The organism is Geomonas terrae (assembly GCF_004791675.1).
Lineage (GTDB): Bacteria > Desulfobacterota > Desulfuromonadia > Geobacterales > Geobacteraceae > Geomonas > Geomonas edaphica.
The window spans coordinates 825994-843360 of record NZ_SRSC01000002.1; the positions used below are offsets into that span (position 1 = coordinate 825994).

Consider the following 17367-nt stretch of genomic DNA (forward strand, 5'->3'; position numbering starts at 1 on the left):
AGGGCGGGGACAAGTAAATAGATACCAGTCCCCGCCCACCTTACCCTACCCCTTCTTATTTTCCCATCAAAGCTTCGTCCCCGGCGGTTTCGTCGGCGCTTCCCGATCCCTTTGACAGTCGATGCAGTACGCCGTAAAAGGCATGAGCTTCAGCCGGTCCAGGCCGATCCGCTCTCCGCACCCCTCGCATTTGCCGTAAGTTCCCGACTCGATGCGCCTTTGCGCCTCTTCCAACTGGGTCAGTTGCTGCCGCCTGATGTCGGCTACGGCAAGCCCCGCGTCGGAGAGACTGTCGAGCATGCTCTTCTCGCCGGGGTCCTGCGGTATGTCGTACTGCGTGGCGAGATCTTCGCCGGTCTGGGAGAAGATCTCCTCTCTCAACTCGGCCCAGAGCCTGCGCTTGTGCTCGGCCAAGAGGTTCCTGAATTCCAGTTCGTCGCCTGCCAGCTTTTCCGGCATCTCGTCCTCCTTTGCACCTGCGTCCATCGGGACGCGGTGCACGTGCATGCACAAACGCCGCCTCAGGGAAGGTTCTCGACATCGCACACGGGGCAAAAGAGTTCGCCGCTCTCCTTGTCCTTCTCCAGTTGCGAGCCGCACAGTGCACAGACCTCGGTCCCCTCTTTGATAACGGAGCGGTCCTTCCCTATGTCCTCTTCCGTGCTCACTCTTCTCATATGGCCTCCTTGGCAAGAGCCGTTTTCAAACCAGCACCAGTATACCCCAAAATGTCGAGCCGACGGGAAGTGCGCGTCCCGATGGGTCGAGGTTGATCATTGTCGGGTGCAAGGCATAAAAGACACTAATAATAAAATAAGAATCTTCTTCAAACTGAACCTGTGCGGTCGAAGTCGCCATCCGTTAAAGCACACGAAAGAGAGAGAATGGAGCAAGTACTGTCTTTGGTAGGAAAAAGAGAATTTGTCGTGAGGAAATAGCAGGGTGCAAGTGAATCGAAAATAATTTGACAGGAAACAAGAAGGACTGCTATAGATAAATTGTTAGTCTAAGTTTATAAAACAACACATAGCAAACCCGAATGACTTTGTCTTGCCGGAGCTTCTGCCACACTGACAGCAAAAGCGGATTGCGACACTTTTCAGGCTCCGCAAGAAAGCGAAGACCTGCTGACCAAAAGATCGAACCAATTCCCTGCAGCACTGCTATTACGCCCCGGATGCCGGCAGCTTCCGGGGCCATTTTTTTGCCTTAACCTCAGCAGACGCGCCCCATGGGAAAGGAGGCGCTGATGCACTCAAGAAAGCTCACCACTTCCTGGTCATCCTTGCGCTCGGTATTTATGATCACGCTGCGTCTGCGCAACTGCTCGAAGCCCCGAACGGAATGCTCGAGGAGTTGACCGGCTTCCAGTTCCCTGGCCGCAAGGCTGCGTGAAACGAAGGAGACCCCGCCGCCACTCAACACCGTCTCGAGTGCGAGACGCAGGTCATCCACTATCACGACCCTCTTGAAGTCCTCGACCTTGTGGCCGTGCCGAGAGAGGTTCACGTCGAGCAGCTTCCGCGAGGTACAGTCGGGCTTGCGTGCGATGAGGCAGTGCTGGAATAGTCGCCCGAGCTCCACCTCACTATCCTGCAACCCGAGCGACGGCGCGCTCACGAAGACCAGCTCGTCCCGAGGCAGCTCCACGGCGTGGAACCCGCCGACCTCGATCTCGTCGCAATGCTCGATGACGGCCAGGTCGAACTCGTTTTCCTGCAACTCCTTGATGGTCTGGTCCAGGGAATGGAACATGAAGCGAAGGTCGACGGTGTCCGCCTCACGCAGCATGAAACGCTCCATGACCTGGGGAAGAAAGGCGACGCCGAAGGTCGGGGTACAGCAGATGGAAAGGCGTAGCTTTTCCCCCTGCTGCTTCAGATCGTTCGTCAACTGGGCCTCAAGGAGCAGGATCTGTTCGGCGCGGCTCACCACAAGCTTCCCGGCATCGGTGAGCAGCAGCACCTTCCCGCCGCGGTCCACCAGTTGCCGTCCGTAGTAGTCCTCGAGAAACTTGATCCTTTGTGACACCGCGGACTGGGTGATGGAAAGATCCGTCGCCGTCTTCGAGAAGCTCCCCACCTGCCCCAATACCACCAACGTTTTCAGGTACTCAGTTTGCATTCAAAACACCTTATATATAAAAATCGGAATTTAGCAATTCTTATAGCACGATTGCCAAACACAAGGCAAGGGGTCTCCTGTCCACAAGGATCGAAACACCGCGGACGCAAAAAAGGCCGGATCACGGATGATCCGGCCCTTGGCCGCTGATTGACTCGGGTCGCCGCTCAGACTTCGCGGTACTCGATCTCCTCGCCCAGGTAGTTGGTCACCGTCAGGCGGCTGCCGTCCGCGCTGAAGCGCGCGGAAGAGACCTCGACCTTCCCCTTCCCCCCCGGCAAGTCGATGACGTAGTGCGGCACGGCGAGCCCCGATGTGTGTCCGCGCAGGGCGGCCACGACCTTCATGCCGTCGGCCACGCGCGTCCTGAAGTGGGCGGTCCCCTGCACGAGGTCCATCTGGTGGATGTAGTAGGGACGCACGCGGATGGCGAGCAGGCGCTGCATCAGTTCGCGCATGACGCGAGGATCGTCGTTCACCCCCTTGAGGAGGACGCTCTGGTTGCCAAGCTGGATGCCGGCGTCGGCCAGGCGGGCGCATGCCTTCGCGGAAGCCTCGGTCACCTCGCGCGGATGGTTGAAGTGGGTGTTCACGTAGAGCGGCTGGTAGCGCTTCAGCATGCGCGTAAGCTTCGCGGTGATGCGCTCGGGCAGGGTAACCGGCGCACGGGTCCCGATCCTGATGATCTCCACGTGGGGGATGCGGTGCAGCGCGGCGAGGATCGCCTCGAGGCGCTCGTCGGAAAGAAGCAAGGGGTCGCCACCGGAGAGGATCACGTCGCGGATCTCCGGGTGCGCCGCGATGTAGGCCACAGCCTCGTCCACCGGCGCGGGGCTCATTCCCTGGCACCCGACGCCGCGTTTTCTCATGCAGAAACGGCAGTAGACGGCGCAGGCGGTGGAGACCAGGAACACCACCCGGTCCGGGTAGCGGTGGATGAGCCCCGGAACCGGAGAGAGGCGCTCCTCGTCAAGCGGGTCGGGGGACTGGACGAAATCGTGCAGCTCCTCAGGGTCGGGGACGCACTGGCGCCAGATCGGGTCCCCCGGCTCGCGGATAAGCCCCAGGTAGTAAGGGGTGATCCGCATCGGGTAGCGGCGCACCACCTGGGCGACATCCTCACCCTGCACATGAAAAAGCCCGGCAAGCTCCTCCGGGCTGGTGATGCAGTTTCTAAGGCTCTTCTCCCAGGCTTCCATCAGACCTCGAGGGCTCCGATCAGGGAACGTACCGAGGCGATGCCGTGCTCGACCAGGTACTCCTCCATCTCGCGGGCGATCCTCTGCGCCGCCGATGGGTCAAGGAAGCTCGCGGTGCCGACCTGGACCGCGGTGGCGCCGGCCAGCATGAACTCGAGGGCGTCCCGGCCGGTCATGATGCCGCCGATGCCGATGATGGGAAGGGAAACCGCCTTCGCCACCTGCCAGACCATCCTGAGCGCAACCGGCTTGATGGCCGGGCCGGAAAGGCCGCCGGTCACGTTGGCAAGCACGGGGCGGCGGCGCTCCAGGTCGATCGCCATGCCGGTCAGGGTGTTGATGAGGGAGAGCGCGTCGGCTCCGGCGTCGGCGCAGGCCTTGGCCATCACCACCACGTCGGTCACATTGGGGGAGAGCTTCACGATGAGCGGCTTCGAGGTGTTCTTCTTCACCAGGGAAACCACCTCCTGCGCCGCGCTGGGATCGGTCCCGAAGACGATGCCACCTTGCTTCACGTTCGGGCAGGAGATGTTCACCTCGATGCCGGCGACACCGGCAAGCCCGTCCAGGCGGCTCGCCACCTCGCCGTACTCCTCGAGGGTGTTGCCGTAAAGGTTCGCGATCACCGGGGTGTTCACGTTTTTAAGGTAGGGGAGCTTCTGCTCGATGAAGGCGTCGATGCCTACGTTTTGCAGGCCGATCGCGTTCAGCATGCCGCCGGAGGTCTCCACGATGCGCGGCGTCGGGTTGCCCGCCTTCGGTTTCAGGGAGAGCCCCTTGGTGATCATCGCGCCGATGCTCTCGAGATCCAGGTAATCGGCGAACTCGGCCCCGTAGCCGAAGGTGCCGGAAGCGGTCATCACGGGGTTGCGCATCTCGATCCCGGCTATGGCCACGGACATATCAGGTCGTTGCATTGTTAACTCCATTGCAGTTCGAAGCTGTCGAAGACGGGACCGTCCTTGCAGACGCAGCGGTAGTCGGGGGTCTCCTCGGTGTGATTCGCCCCCTTCATGACGCAGCCAAGGCATGCACCCACACCGCAGGCCATGTACGCCTCCATGGAAACCTGGCAGGGGACGCCGCTTTTTTGCGCCATCTTAGCCACCGCGTTCAGCATGGGGGTCGGGCCGCAGGCGAAGATGCGCGTTCCCGGGGCGAGGTGAGGTTCGAGAACCTGGGTCACGAAGCCGCGCTCGCCCAGTGTCCCGTCGTCGGTCGCCACGTAGGTCTCGACGCCAAGGCGCTCGAATTCGGTGATGCAGAGGATGTCGTCGCGGTTACGTCCCCCCGCGAAGAGGCGCACCTTTTCGCCGCGGTTTTTCAGCTCCTTCGCGAGGTAGTAAAGCGGCGCAAGTCCCACGCCGCCTCCGACCAGCACCTTCTCCTCGCCGGCGGGCCCGAGGTCGAACCCCTTGCCGAGCGGGGCGAGAAGGTCCACCAGATCGCCGTGGTGCAGCGCGGAGAGGAGCTTCGTCCCCTTCCCCACCACCTTGTAGAGGATCTCGCAGTAAACCTGTGCGCCGCAGCCCGCGTATTCCGGGAGGAAGCTGCCGACGTCGAAGAGACCGAAAGGACGCCTCAAAAGCGGGTCGATGGCATCGTTCACCTTGAGCATGAGAAACTGCCCCGGCGCCGAGGACGCCAACTCCTGCGGAGCGGTCATCCTCATCCGGAAGTAACCGGGCGACAGCTCCACGTTCGAAAGAACCATAGCTTTAAACTGCATCGCACTCCTCTGTTTCACCGATATTCAGATCCATCAAAATGGCGTCGTCGCCATTTTCGTAGTATTTCCGGCGCCGCCCGACCTCGCGAAAGCCCATGCTTTCATATAGGGAGATTGCCTCTAGGTTCCCGACCCGCACCTCCAGGGCGAGAACGCACACCGCGTGCTCGCGGCAGAAGGAGGCGGCCCAGCGCACCAGGGCGCGCCCGATCCCCCTCCCCCTGGCCCTTGAGTCGACGGCGACATCGAGGATCTCCGCCTCGTCGAGGACCTGCTTCAGACAGAGGTACCCGGCGACCGGCAGGTCGTCCGTCTCGGCCACCACGGGATGGCTTCCGGTGGCGGAAATTTCTTCCTCGAAGTGCTTTCTTGACCAGGGGCGGGGAAAGGAAGCTGTCTCGATTTGAAGGACACTATCAAGGTCATCGCTACGCATGCGGCGCAGCGTTATTTTCTCCCCTGGGGCAGGCACAGCCCGGCATGATAAGCAATGCATAAGGCGAAGTAAACAATTTTTTCACTTTGACTTTTAGAGGGATATGAGATAGATTTCTCCTTTAATTTATTGGAGGTTTCACCTTGGAAGAGACGAAAATCACATATAAAGATGCCGGTGTAGACATAGACGCCGGGAACACCTTTGTAAAGATGATCAAGCCGTTGGTCAAAGCCACTTCCCGTCCGGAAGTGCTTGCCGACATCGGCGGTTTTGGCGGGCTGTTTTCACTCAATACCGGCAAGTATAAGCACCCTGTGCTTGTCTCGGGCACCGACGGCGTCGGCACCAAGCTGAAAATCGCCTTCCTTGCCGATCGCCATGACACGATCGGCATCGACCTCGTCGCCATGTGCGTGAACGACATCATCGTGCAGGGGGCCGAGCCGCTCTTCTTCCTCGACTACCTCGCGACCGCAAAGCTCCACCCCGAAAAAGGCGCCTCCATCATCAAAGGGGTATCCGAGGGATGCGTACAGGCAGGCTGCGCCCTGATCGGCGGCGAAACCGCCGAGATGCCCGGCTTCTACACCGGTGACGAGTACGACATGGCAGGTTTCGCCGTGGGCGTGGTCGAGCGCGAGAAGATCATCGACGGCTCCTCCATAACCGTGGGGAACAAGCTGATCGGCCTTGCCTCCTCCGGTCTGCACTCCAACGGCTACTCGCTGGCACGCAAGGTGATCCTCGAGCACATGGGGCTCGGCATCAACGATACCCTCCCGGGGCTCGACAAGACGGTCGCCGATGAACTCCTCACGCCGACCCGCATCTACGTCCGCTCGGTACTGAACCTTTTGCGCGACTTCAACATCTCCGGCCTCGCCCACATCACCGGCGGCGGCCTTCTCGAAAACGTCCCCCGCGTGCTCCCCAACGGCTGCAAGGCGGTGATCAGGAAGGAGAGCTGGGAGATCCCGGCCATCTTCCAGACCATCCGCAAGGGCGGCAACATCGAGGAGAACGAGATGTACCGCACCTTCAACTGCGGCATCGGCATGGTGCTGGTCGTCCCGGAGCGGGAAGCGGACGACATCATGATCAGGCTCACCGGCCTGAACGAAACCGCGTTCATGATCGGCGAAGTGGTCAAGTGCGAGCCGGGCAAGGAGTGCGTGGAGCTGGTCTAGGCCGCGCGAAAGCCGTATGGGAAAAGAGCTGAAAATAGGGGTACTGATCTCCGGCAGCGGCAGCAACCTGCAGTCCATCCTCGACGCCTGCGCTTGCGGCAAGATCGCGGGGCGCGTCGTCTGCGTGATCAGCAACAAGGCGGACGCCTTCGGCCTTGAGCGCGCGAAGAAGGCGGGGATCCCGGCACTGCACCTGGACCACCGTGCCTACTCGGGACGTGAGGCGTACGACGAGGCGCTGGTGGCAAGCCTGCGCGAATTCGGCGTGGAGCTCGTCGTGCTCGCCGGCTTCATGCGCATCATCACGCAGGTGCTCTTGGACGCCTTCCCGATGCGGGTGATGAACATCCACCCGGCGCTCTTGCCCGCCTTCCCAGGGCTGCACGCCCAGCGCCAGGCGCTCGACTACGGCGCCAAGGTCGCCGGCTGCACCGTGCACTTCGTCGACTGCGGCTGCGACACAGGCCCCATCATCATCCAGGCAGCCGTTTCCGTCATTGAAGGGGACACCGAGGATACCCTCTCGGCCCGCATCCAGAAAGAGGAACACCGCATCTACCCCGAGGCGATCAGGCTCTTCAGCGAAGGTGCCCTCAAGGTGGACGGCCGCGTGGTAACGGTCAGAGCCTAGCAAAAGACAACATCATCAAGACCCCGCCGGACTCCGGCGGGGTCTTTTCGTTTTTACTACCCAACGAAAGGCTGCCGCCATGACCTTTTTCCGTCACATGCAGTCGATGCCGCTACCGTTCGCCGCGAAGGCACTCCTTCCCCTGCTTCTCATCCTCCTCACCGGCTGTTCCATCAACAAGGCGCTCAAGGTGGAGGACCGCACCGTGGTGGAGGTCCCCGCCATGATCAGCGACGTTTCCGGTGCGCGCATCATCTTCGTCGGCGAGGCCCACGACGCCGGGGCGCACCACGAGCTGCAACTGCGCGTCCTCGAGGCGCTCAAGGCGCAGGGAAAGCATCTCGCCATCGGGATGGAGATGTTCGAGCAGACGAGCCAGCCCGCCCTGGACGCCTACACAGCGGGAAAGGTCCCCGAGGCGGCCTTTAAGAAGGTGTACGCGCTCAGTTGGCGTTACATCCCCTGGGAGATGTACGCCGACATCTTCCACTTCGCCAAGGAAAACCGCATCCCGATCGTCGGACTGAACGCGCCGCGGGAATTGGTGCAGGCGGTGGCGCGGCGCGGTTTCGGAGACCTGTCAAAGGAAGAGCTGGCCCAGTTGCCCCCCGGAACCAATGCCACGGTGAGCGAGAACTACCTCCGCTTCATGCGCGGCTATTCCCCCTCGCACGGAAAGGATGCCGAAGGGTTCCGCAACATAGCCGAGGCGCAGATGCTAAGAAACGTGGTGATGGCGCGGCGCATCGAGAGCTACCTTGCCGCCAACCCGGACCGGGTAATGGTGGTGATCGCAGGGGGGGCGCATGTAAGGGGTGTCGGCGGGATTCCTTCCGAGCTGCACGGCGGGCTTTCGTACCGGATCATCCTCCCCCCGATGCCCCCTTTAAACCAGGGTAACGTCACCAGGGAGGACGCGGACTACCTTTTGATCGAGCCGTTCTGACCGCTCGAATTAAGGCGTGGGTGGAAGCTTCAAAGGTGTTCCGCCCGCGTCCCGGCCAGCCGCTCGTCCATCTGGTAGAGCCAGGCGAGGAGCTCGGCCACGGCCTGGTAGAGCTCGGGCGGGATTTCGGCGTCCAGGTCCACCTGCATCAGCATGGAGACGAGTTCCGGGGACTGGTGCACGTAGACCCCGTGCTCGCGCGCGAGCGAGATCATCGCCTCGGCACTGATGCCGGCCCCCTTGGCGATGACCCTGGGCGCGCCTGCCTCGTCAGGGTTGTAGACCATGGCGACGGCGCGCTTCATGTCGGAAGGTTTCCTAGCCATCCTTTGCCGCCAGCTTGTTCAGGTGGAGCCCCTTCGCCGCGAAAGAGGAGCGGAGCTCGCCGCTGTTCTCCCTCAGCATGTCGGCCATCCCCGCGTTCGCGCAGGTGAGCTCCACCGCGACCCCGTCCGGGGTGAAGCGAAGCTTCGCCTCCACACCTCCCAGGCGCGGCAACTCAAGCGACAGATTCGCCTCGATCCCCTGCTCCCACTGCTCGGGGTTCCCCTCGCCTATGGTCAGTTTCATCTGCTGACCGGGCCACGCCTCACCCTGCCAGGCAAGGATGCCGGTGTTCAGGAGGTGCAGTTGCTCCTTGATGAGCGGCAGGGTCCTGCTGTCCGCTATGGCGCCATCCCCATCTCCCGTGTCATCCCCTTCCGAAAGCATCGGGGAAAGCTTCCCCTGCGGCTCCTTCAGAAGTTCCTTCACCGAGAGCCCGCCCACGGCCCACTGGGCTAGGTGCGACTCGTAGAAGAGGCCGTTTTGAGTGAGCCCCGCCTTCAGTTTGCCGGCAAGCTCTGTCGCCGCGTGTTCCGGGTGTTCGACGAGAGGCTCCAGCGGGGGTGGAAGCGCCGGTGCGTCTCTCACCACGTCGGAGAGCCATTTACCAAACGAACTCAGTTGTACCGTCTCGGAACTCGGGCGCTGCATCTGGAAGGTGATGCGGGGATCGGCGGTGACGAAGGTCATCTCCAGGGTCTCGCCCGGCTGCACGTTGAGCGGGATCTCCAGCTTGTAAAGCTCCCCCGCCACGCGGGCCATGTAGAGGTTGTTGGGGAGGTTAGCGATGATCTCCGCCTTCACCTGCTGGCCCGGGTTCAGCTGCAGGAGCGCGCTCGCGCGCTGCTGCACGTCGGCGGTCGGGGTGACCGCCGTCTTCGCCAGGATGGTGAGAACCTGTTTTTGTACTTCGTCGTTGATCAGCATGGTGCGTCCCTAAAGGATCACTGCTGCGGCACCGGCGCCTTCTTCGCAAAGAGATGCGCTGCCCTCTCTTTGGCCCGGTCCATGTAGTAGTACACCACCGGCGTGATGTAGAGCGTCAGAAGCTGCGACACGAGAAGCCCCCCGACTACGGCCAGCCCCAGGGGCCTTCTCCCCTCCGAACTGGCGCCGATGGCGAGTGCTATGGGCAGCGTCCCCATGAGCGCCGCCATGGTCGTCATCATGATGGGGCGGAAACGGATCAGGCATCCCTGGTGGATCGCCTCCAGCGGGCTCTTACCCTCGTTTCGCTGTGCCTCCAGCGCGAAGTCGATCATCATGATGGCGTTTTTCTTCACGATGCCGACCAGCATGATGATCCCGACGAAGGCGTACAGGTCGAGCTCCTTGTGGAAGAGCATGAGGGTCAGGAGCGCGCCGAGCCCAGCCGCCGGAAGTCCGGAGAGGATGGTCACCGGATGTATGTAGCTCTCGTAGAGGATGCCGAGCACCAGGTAGATCACGACCACCGCGGCGACAAGGAGCCAGGTGAGCCCGCTCGTCGAGGACTGGAACGCCTGCGCCGCCCCCTGGAAACCGGTGTTGATCGCAGGGGGAAGTGACTCGCGCGCCCTCTTCTCGACCGCCGCCACCGCGTCGCCCAACGGGACGCCGGGCTTCACGTTGAAGGAAACCGTGACGCTCGTGATCTGCCCCAGGTGGTTCACCGACAGCGGCCCAAGCGACTTCGAGAGCGAGGCCATCGTGGAGAGCGGCACCAGCGCCCCGGTAGAGGACCTCACGTACAAAAGCCCCAGGGCCGACGGATCGAGCCGGTACTGCGGCTCCAGTTCCAGGATCACCTGGTACTGGTTCGTCGGCGCGTAAATGGTGGACACCTGCCGCGAGCCGTAGGCGTAGTAGAGGGCGTCCTCGACCTGCTGCTGGGTGACCCCGAGCGCGGTCGCCTTGTCCCTATCTATCTTCACGTCGACCTGCGGGTTTTTAAGCTGCAGATCGCTCGTCACGTCGATTAGCTGCGGCACCTGCTTGAGCTTCTGCTCGAAGGCCGCCGCATTCTCGTAGAGAACCTGCGTGTCCGGACTCTGCAGGATGAACTGGTACTGGCTCTTGGAGAGCTGCGCCTCCAGCCGGATCGGTGGCGGGTTCTGCATGAAGGCGAGAATTCCCGGCACCTCGGCAAGTTTTGGGCGCAACTGCTGGATCACCTTGTCCACCGAGTCCTTCCTCTCACTTCTCGGCTTAAGCGTGACAAACATGAAGCCGGAATTGGAGCCGACCCGTGAACCGGAAGCGCCGACCGTCGACATGAACCCCTTGATGTTCGGGTTCGCCGCGATCCTTTTGGCGAGCTCCTGCTGGTGCGTGACCATCTCCTCGAAGGAGGCCCCCTGCGCCCCCTCGGTGGTCACGTAGAAGGAATCCAGGTCCTCGCTGGGGAGAAGCCCCATGGGCATCTTCCAGAAGAGGTAGCCGGTGAGAAACATCATGATCACGGTAAGGGCCAGGGTGGTGCGGCGCAGCCCCAGCACCTTCGTGAGGCTTTTGCTGTAGGCGGCGTGCATGGCATCGAAGCAGCGCTCGAGGAAAAGGTACATGCGGCCGTGGCGCTCCTCGGCGGGAGGGCGCAGGAAACGGCTGCAGAGCATGGGGGTCAGGGTGAGCGAGACCACGCCGGAGATCATGATGGCGCAGGTGATGGTGACGGCGAACTCGTGCAAAAGCCGCCCGAGCATCCCCCCCATGAAGAGCACCGGGATGAAGACGGCGACAAGGGAGATGGTCATGGAGACGATGGTGAAGCCGATCTCCCTCGCCCCCTTGAAGGCCGCTTCCATCGGGCGCTCCCCAAGCTCCATGTGGCGTACGATGTTCTCCAGCATGACGATGGCGTCGTCCACCACGAAGCCGACCGAAAGGGTCAGCGCCATCAGGGTGATGTTGTTCACCGAGAAACCCAAGAGGTACATGGCGGCGAAGGTCCCGACGAGCGAAATCGGGAGGGCGAGGCTCGGGATCACCGTGGCGGAGAGGTTTCTCAGGAAGAGGAAGATCACCATGATCACCAGGGCGATGGTGAGCACCAGGGTGAATTTAACGTCCGCCACCGAGTGCCGGATCGCCTGGGAACGGTCGTAGAGCTCGTAGAGGGTGACCGAACCGGGAAGCTGCGCGCGAAAGCCCGGGAGAAGCTTCTTGATGGCGTCCACCACCTCGATGGTGTTGGTGCCTGGCTGTCGCTGCACGGCCAGGATGATGGCCCGCTCGCTTCCGTTGAACCACCCCGCGATCTTGTCGTTTTCTACGGAGTCGACCACGGTGCCGACATCGGTGAGGCGCACCGGGGCGCCGCCGCGGTAGGCGACGATCAGAGGACGGTAAGCGGCGGCGTCCAGGAGTTCCCCCTGGGACTGGATCGCGAAGGAGCGGTCGGCGTCCTGCAGCGTCCCGGTTGGGAGGTTCACGTTACCCTTGGCGAGCGCGTTGGAAACCTCGTCTATGCCGATCTTCCTGGCGGCGAGCGCCGTCGGGTTCACCCGCGCGCGCACCGCGTACTTTTGCGCGCCGTACACCTGCACCTGCGCTACGCCCGAGACCATGGAGATGCGCTGGCCGATCATGGTGTCGGCGTACTCGTGCACCTGGGAGAGCGGCAGGGTTTTCGAGGAGAGCACCAGGTAGAGCACCGGCTGGTCCGCCGGGTTCACCTTCTGGAAGGACGGCGGGGCGGGCATGTCCTGCGGGAGCTGTCGCGCCGCCTTGGTGATGGCCGACTGGACGTCCTGTGCCGCAGCGTCGATGTCACGCTCCAGGGCGAAACGCAGGGTGATCCTGGTCACCCCCTGGCCGCTCGTGGAGTTCATGCTGTCGATCCCCGCGATGGTGGAGAGCTGGCGCTCAAGCGGCGTCGCCACGGCACTCGCCATGGTTTCCGGGCTCGCACCGGGAAGGTTCGCGGTGATCTGGATGGTCGGATAATCGACGGAGGGAAGGTCGTTCACCGGCAGGAGCCGGTACCCCATCACGCCCGCAAGCACGATGGCGAGCATGACCAGGCTGGTCATCACCGGTCGTCTGATGAAGAGTTCCGCAAGGTTCATGCGGGGGTTCCCCCCTTGACCGCAACCTTACCCCCGGGAACGAGTTTCAACTGCCCGTCGGTCACCACGGTGTCCCCCGGGGCGAGCCCCTTCTCGATCACGGTGACGCCGTCCTGGGCCGGTCCGGCGGTGACCGGACGCACCTCGACTGTGGCATCGGGCTTCACCAGGAAGACGAAGTCACCCTGCTGCCCGGTCTGCAGCGCGCGGGTCGGCACGACGACCGCCCCTTTCCTCACGTCGAGGCGAAGCGCCACGTTCACGAACTGGCCGGGCCAGAGTTTGCGCTCCCGGTTGGCGAAGGTCCCCTTCACCTTGATGGTGCCGGTGGCGGGGTCGACGCCGTTGTCGAGAAAACTCACCGTCCCCTGCTCGGCGACCGGGCTCCCGGGAACGGACGCCGTGACCGGGAGTTTGCCCCCCACCCTACCCTTGATGGCGGCGAGATCCTTTTCCGGCAGCGAGAAGGTGACGTAGAGCGGCGTGATCTGGTTGATGGTGACGAGCGCGGTGTCGTTTTCCTTCACCAGGTTCCCGGCATGGGTGGTGAGCCCGCCGGTGCGCCCGGAAAGGGGCGAGCGGATGTAGCAGTAATCGAGCTGGAGCTTCGCGCTCTCCACCGCTGCGGAAAGGGAGGCGACCGAGGCTGCGAGCGCATCGGCGTTTGCCTGCAACTGGTCGTACTGCTCGCGGGTGACGATCCCCTCCTGCCAGAGCCCCGCGTAGCGGCGTGCCTGCTCCTTCGCGTTCTGGGCGTTCGCCCGGTCGCGCGCGAGGTTCGCCTTCGCCTGGGTGAGCGACGCCTGGAAGGGGCGCGGATCTATGGTGAAGAGGAGCGCGCCTTTTGGTACGTCGTCCCCCTCCTTGAAATGGACCGCGGTGATGATGCCGGCGACGCGGGACTTAAGCGCCACCGTGGAGTAGGCCTCGACGTTGCCGATGGCGCGCAGCTCCACGGGAACGTCCCTGACCGCGGCCCGGGCCACAGTTACCGGTGCCGGGTTATTCTGCTTTGTTTTTTCCTTTTCCTTGGCACACCCCGCGTTTAACAAGCCCATAACAAGCAAAGACAAGAAGAAAGCCGAGAAACGATGGACAAAGGACGTGGTAAACACTCTGATTCTCTCCTTTTAAGCCGCTGTGGCAGCACGATTCATAGCACAATCCGTCCCCAAATAGTAGCCAAGAAACCGGATTCCATATTCTTTCCTTTTTTCATAAAAATACGTTGTGCTGCTAAATATATCGGGAGGGGCGGCCGATAAGGAGGTGAAGGAACATCAGAAACTAGATGCATGACGCGAGGTCCCGGCCGGATGAAACATCCCCTGCGCATCCTGATCGTAGACGATTCTGCCGAAGATGCACTGCTCATCGTACGCGAGCTGCAGAGGGAGTTCGTTCCGGACTACGAGCGTGTGGAGACTCCCGAAGAGATGGAAGCGGCACTGGATCGCGGCGGCTGGGACGCCGTCATCTCCGACTACGTCATGCCCAGGTTCTCGGGCCTTGCCGCCTTAAAGCTCATGCACGACCGCAGCATCGACCTCCCCTTCATCATGGTTTCCGGCCAAATGGGCGAGGACGCCGCCGTCGAGGCGATGCGCGCCGGGGCGCACGACTACCTGCTCAAGGACCGGCTGTCCCGCCTTATCCCGGCCATCAAGCGCGAAATGCGCGAAGCGGTGGAAAGGCGCGAAAGGCGCATGGCCGAGGAGGCACTTTCCGCCACCGAGGCGCGCTTCCAAAGCCTCGTGGAGCAGTCGCTGGTCGGCATCTTCATGCTCCAGGACGACATCATCATCTACGTGAACCCGAAGTTCGGCGACGTCTTCGGCTACCGTCCCGAGGAGCTGATCGAGAAGAAAAACCTGCTCGAACTGGTGCACGCCGACGACCAGATCGGGATGATGACACGCTTTCTCTGCCCTTTGAAGGAAGGGAGCGAACCGCTGCACGTCTTCTTCCGCGGCAAACACCGCAGCGGCGTCACCATCGATCTCGAGGTGAACGGCACGAGAACCGTGATAAACGGTGCGGACGCGGTGATCGGCACCCTGCTCGACATCACGGAACGCAGGCGTACCGAAGCCGAGCTCAGCAAACTGTGGCAGGCCGTGGAGCAGAGCCCGGTATCGGTGGTGATCACCGACCTGCGCGGTCTGATCGAGTACGTCAACCCGAAGTTCATCGAGGTGAGCGGCTACTCCGAGGCGGAGCTGATAGGCGAGCGCCCGAGCATCATCAAGTCGGGCAACATGGAGGACGCCTTCTACCGCGACCTCTGGGACACGATCTGCGCCGGCAAGGAGTGGCACGGCGAGCTGCATAACCGGAAGAAGAACGGCGAACTCTACTGGGAGAGCTGCTCCATCTCGGCCGTCAAGAATCCCGAGGGGGCGATCACCCATTTCGTCGCCCTCAAAGAGGACGTAACCGAGCGGAAATTCGCCATCGAACAGCTGCGCCAGGTGCAGAAGATGGAGGCGGTCGGCCAGTTGGCCGGTGGCATCGCCCACGACTTCAACAACCTGCTCACCGTCATCAACGGCTACAGCACGCTCCTGATCCGGGCCATGGAGGAGAACTCCCCCATGCGCAAGGAGGCGGAACAGATCCTCAGGGCCGGCGAGCGCGCCGCGGACCTCACCAGACAGCTACTCGGCTTCAGCCGGCGCCAGATCATGGAGCCGCGGGTACTGGACATCAACAAGCAGGTGAAGTCGGTGCAGAAGATGCTCGAGCGGCTGATCGGCGAGAACATACGCCTCGCCACGAGCCTAGCCCCCGACGCCGGCCTCATCAAGATGGACCCGGGGCAGCTCGAGCAGATCGTGATGAACCTCATCGTGAACGCGCGCGACGCCTCGGACACCGGCGGGGTAATCACGGTGGAGACGGCCAACTGCGAACTGGACGATGCCTTCACCGGCACGCATCCGGGATCGCAGGCCGGAAGCTACGTGAGACTGAGCGTTACCGACCGCGGCCAGGGGATGACCGAGGAGGTCAAGCAGCGGCTCTTCGAGCCGTTTTTCACCACCAAGGAAATGGGCCGGGGCACCGGCTTGGGACTTGCCACCGTGTACGGGATCGTCAAGCAGTGCGGCGGCTACATCCAGGTGACCAGCGAGCCGGGACAGGGGGCGCGCTTCGACATCTACCTGCCGCGTACCTTTGACAGCACCAAGGCGCAGTCAAGGCAGCAGCTTGACGAGGCTATCGACACCAATTACACGATCCTCGTGGTCGAAGACGAACCCGGGGTACTGAATTTGGTGGTGCACACGCTTAGGATGCGTGGCTTCAAGGTGTTGGAGAGCACCGATCCGGAGCAGGGAATCGCCTTGTTCGACAAACACGAAGGTGATATAGACATGCTTTTGACCGACGTGGTGATGCCGTTTATGAGCGGCCCCACGCTCGCTGATATACTTCTAGGCAAAAAGCCCGACCTCAAGGTACTCTTTATGTCTGGACACATGGAGAACCGGGCCGGCTTTGAGAAAACACTGGAAAAAGGGATGCAGTTCCTGCCCAAGCCCTTTGCAGGCGATGCCCTCATCAGAAAGGTGCGGGATACGCTACAGGGAACCGTGACGCAAGAAGCGCCAAGGGCGATTCTAGGAGGTAGCAATTGAAAGGGAACATACTGATAGCCGATGACGAGGATATGATCAGAGAACTGATCAATATCACTCTGTCGAAGGAAGGATTCACCTGCTTCCAGGCGGCAAGCGCGGAAGAAGGTATGGAGATTATCAATAACCAGCAGCTCGACCTCGCCCTGCTCGACATCATGATGCCCGGGCGTTCCGGGATCGACCTTCTGAAGGACATAAAGCAGGTTACCCCCGACACCACGGTCCTCATGATCACCGCCATGAACGACATGGATACCGCCCTCTCCTGCATCCACAACGGGGCCGAAGACTACATCACCAAACCCTTCAACCTGGACCGGGTGCTCCTCACCGTCAAGAACACGCTGGAGAAGCGCCGCCTGATCATGGAGAACAAGGAGTATCAGGCGCACCTCGAGTTGAAGGTACGCGAGCAGACCGAGGTGATCAGAACCGTGATGGGCGAAATCAACCTCGCCTACGAGCACACTCTCGCGGCGCTGATCCGGGCGCTGGACGCACGTGAGAAGGAGGTGGGTTCCCACTCGGAAAGGGTGATGGCCTACACCTGCCTTTTGGCCGAGAAAGCGGGGATCACGGAAGAAGAACGCATCATCATGGGCAAGGGGGCGCTCTTGCACGACATCGGCAAGATCGGCGTCTCCGACAACATCCTTCTGAAACCGGCGAAGCTGGACGACGAGGAGTGGAAGGTGATGCGTCAGCACCCGAAGATCGGCTACGACATCCTCGCCGGGATCAAGTACTTCACGGGCGCGGCGGAGCTCGTTTTGTACCATCATGAGCGCTACGACGGCGCGGGGTATCCTCACCGTAGCGCCGGAGACCAGATACCGATCAGCGCCCGTATCTTCGCCCTCGTGGACACCCTGGACGCGATGACCTCGGACCGTCCGTACCGCAAAGCGCTCTCCTTCCAGGCGGTGCTCGACGAAGTGATCCGCTGCTCGGGTCAGCAGTTCGATCCCAAGCTGGTCGACGTCTTCCTCTCCATCCCCAAGGAGGATTGGGAAAAGGCGGCAGGGAAGAAACTGTAAAAAAAATTCAAACGGAGCAGATCACGCATCCCCTCTCCCCCCGGGAGAGGGTGCCCGAAGG

General features: G+C 61.9%; 16 protein-coding genes. 5 read left to right on the plus strand and 11 right to left on the minus strand.

What is annotated here, in order from left to right; all coding sequences use genetic code 11:
• Positions 1-66 precede the first annotated feature (66 nt).
• The 7 genes from E4633_RS10805 to rimI form a co-directional block, all read right to left on the minus strand.
• On the minus strand, positions 67-459 hold the full coding sequence (locus tag E4633_RS10805; RefSeq protein WP_135870244.1) for a TraR/DksA family transcriptional regulator: 393 nt from the start codon (positions 457-459) through the stop codon (positions 67-69).
• 62 nt (positions 460-521) lie between these two features.
• Positions 522-677: a hypothetical protein gene (locus E4633_RS20590; RefSeq protein WP_198419421.1), complete on the minus strand. Its 156-nt coding sequence runs from the start codon at positions 675-677 to the stop codon at positions 522-524.
• 538 nt (positions 678-1215) lie between these two features.
• Positions 1216-2124 (minus strand): LysR family transcriptional regulator, encoded by a 909-nt coding sequence (locus tag E4633_RS10810; protein WP_135870245.1) that lies wholly within the window; start codon positions 2122-2124, stop codon positions 1216-1218.
• A 167-nt stretch (positions 2125-2291) separates the two neighbouring features.
• Complete coding sequence (locus E4633_RS10815) at positions 2292-3323, minus strand: KamA family radical SAM protein (protein ID WP_135870246.1); 1032 nt, start codon at positions 3321-3323, stop codon at positions 2292-2294.
• A complete protein-coding gene (locus E4633_RS10820; protein WP_135870247.1) occupies positions 3323-4240 on the minus strand; it encodes a dihydroorotate dehydrogenase in 918 nt (305 codons plus the stop codon). Before E4633_RS10820 ends, E4633_RS10815 begins: the two co-directional genes overlap by 1 nt.
• A gap of 2 nt (positions 4241-4242) precedes the next feature.
• Positions 4243-5052, minus strand: a complete 810-nt coding sequence (locus tag E4633_RS10825; protein ID WP_135870248.1) for a dihydroorotate dehydrogenase electron transfer subunit — start codon at positions 5050-5052, stop codon at positions 4243-4245.
• A complete protein-coding gene (gene rimI / locus E4633_RS10830; RefSeq protein WP_342791906.1) occupies positions 5042-5548 on the minus strand; it encodes a ribosomal protein S18-alanine N-acetyltransferase in 507 nt (168 codons plus the stop codon). Before rimI ends, E4633_RS10825 begins: the two co-directional genes overlap by 11 nt.
• Before the next feature lie 83 nt (positions 5549-5631).
• Here rimI and purM point away from each other — a divergent pair, with 83 nt between their 5' ends.
• From purM to E4633_RS10845, 3 genes are all read left to right on the plus strand, one after another.
• Positions 5632-6678, plus strand: a complete 1047-nt coding sequence (purM, locus tag E4633_RS10835; protein ID WP_135870250.1) for a phosphoribosylformylglycinamidine cyclo-ligase — start codon at positions 5632-5634, stop codon at positions 6676-6678.
• 16 nt (positions 6679-6694) lie between these two features.
• On the plus strand, positions 6695-7309 hold the full coding sequence (gene purN, locus E4633_RS10840; RefSeq protein WP_135870251.1) for a phosphoribosylglycinamide formyltransferase: 615 nt from the start codon (positions 6695-6697) through the stop codon (positions 7307-7309).
• A gap of 79 nt (positions 7310-7388) precedes the next feature.
• Positions 7389-8255 carry a ChaN family lipoprotein gene (locus E4633_RS10845; RefSeq protein WP_135870252.1) on the plus strand — a complete coding sequence of 289 codons (867 nt, stop codon included), beginning with the start codon at positions 7389-7391 and terminating at the stop codon, positions 8253-8255.
• Positions 8256-8284: 29 nt separating this feature from the next.
• Here E4633_RS10845 and E4633_RS10850 read toward each other — a convergent pair whose 3' ends face one another.
• From E4633_RS10850 to E4633_RS10865, 4 genes are read right to left on the minus strand one after another with little or no spacing between them, the layout of a single operon-like run.
• The gene (locus E4633_RS10850) at positions 8285-8581 is read right to left on the minus strand and encodes an EscU/YscU/HrcU family type III secretion system export apparatus switch protein (protein WP_135870253.1); all 297 of its coding nucleotides are present in this window, start codon (positions 8579-8581) and stop codon (positions 8285-8287) included.
• Positions 8574-9506: a flagellar hook-length control protein FliK gene (fliK, locus tag E4633_RS10855; RefSeq protein ID WP_135870254.1), complete on the minus strand. Its 933-nt coding sequence runs from the start codon at positions 9504-9506 to the stop codon at positions 8574-8576. The genes E4633_RS10850 and fliK overlap by 8 nt, the downstream gene beginning before the upstream one ends.
• A 17-nt stretch (positions 9507-9523) precedes the next feature.
• Positions 9524-12625 (minus strand): efflux RND transporter permease subunit, encoded by a 3102-nt coding sequence (locus tag E4633_RS10860; RefSeq protein ID WP_135870255.1) that lies wholly within the window; start codon positions 12623-12625, stop codon positions 9524-9526.
• Entirely contained in the window at positions 12622-13683 is a 1062-nt protein-coding gene (locus tag E4633_RS10865) for an efflux RND transporter periplasmic adaptor subunit (RefSeq protein ID WP_135870256.1), read from the minus strand. The genes E4633_RS10860 and E4633_RS10865 overlap by 4 nt, the downstream gene beginning before the upstream one ends.
• A 258-nt stretch (positions 13684-13941) precedes the next feature.
• On the opposite strand from E4633_RS10865, the gene E4633_RS10870 reads away from it, so the two are divergent.
• Positions 13942-16266: a PAS domain-containing hybrid sensor histidine kinase/response regulator gene (locus E4633_RS10870; RefSeq protein WP_135870257.1), complete on the plus strand. Its 2325-nt coding sequence runs from the start codon at positions 13942-13944 to the stop codon at positions 16264-16266.
• The gene (locus tag E4633_RS10875; RefSeq protein ID WP_135870258.1) at positions 16263-17306 is read left to right on the plus strand and encodes a response regulator; all 1044 of its coding nucleotides are present in this window, start codon (positions 16263-16265) and stop codon (positions 17304-17306) included. Before E4633_RS10870 ends, E4633_RS10875 begins: the two co-directional genes overlap by 4 nt.
• The last annotated feature ends 61 nt before the right edge of the window (positions 17307-17367 follow it).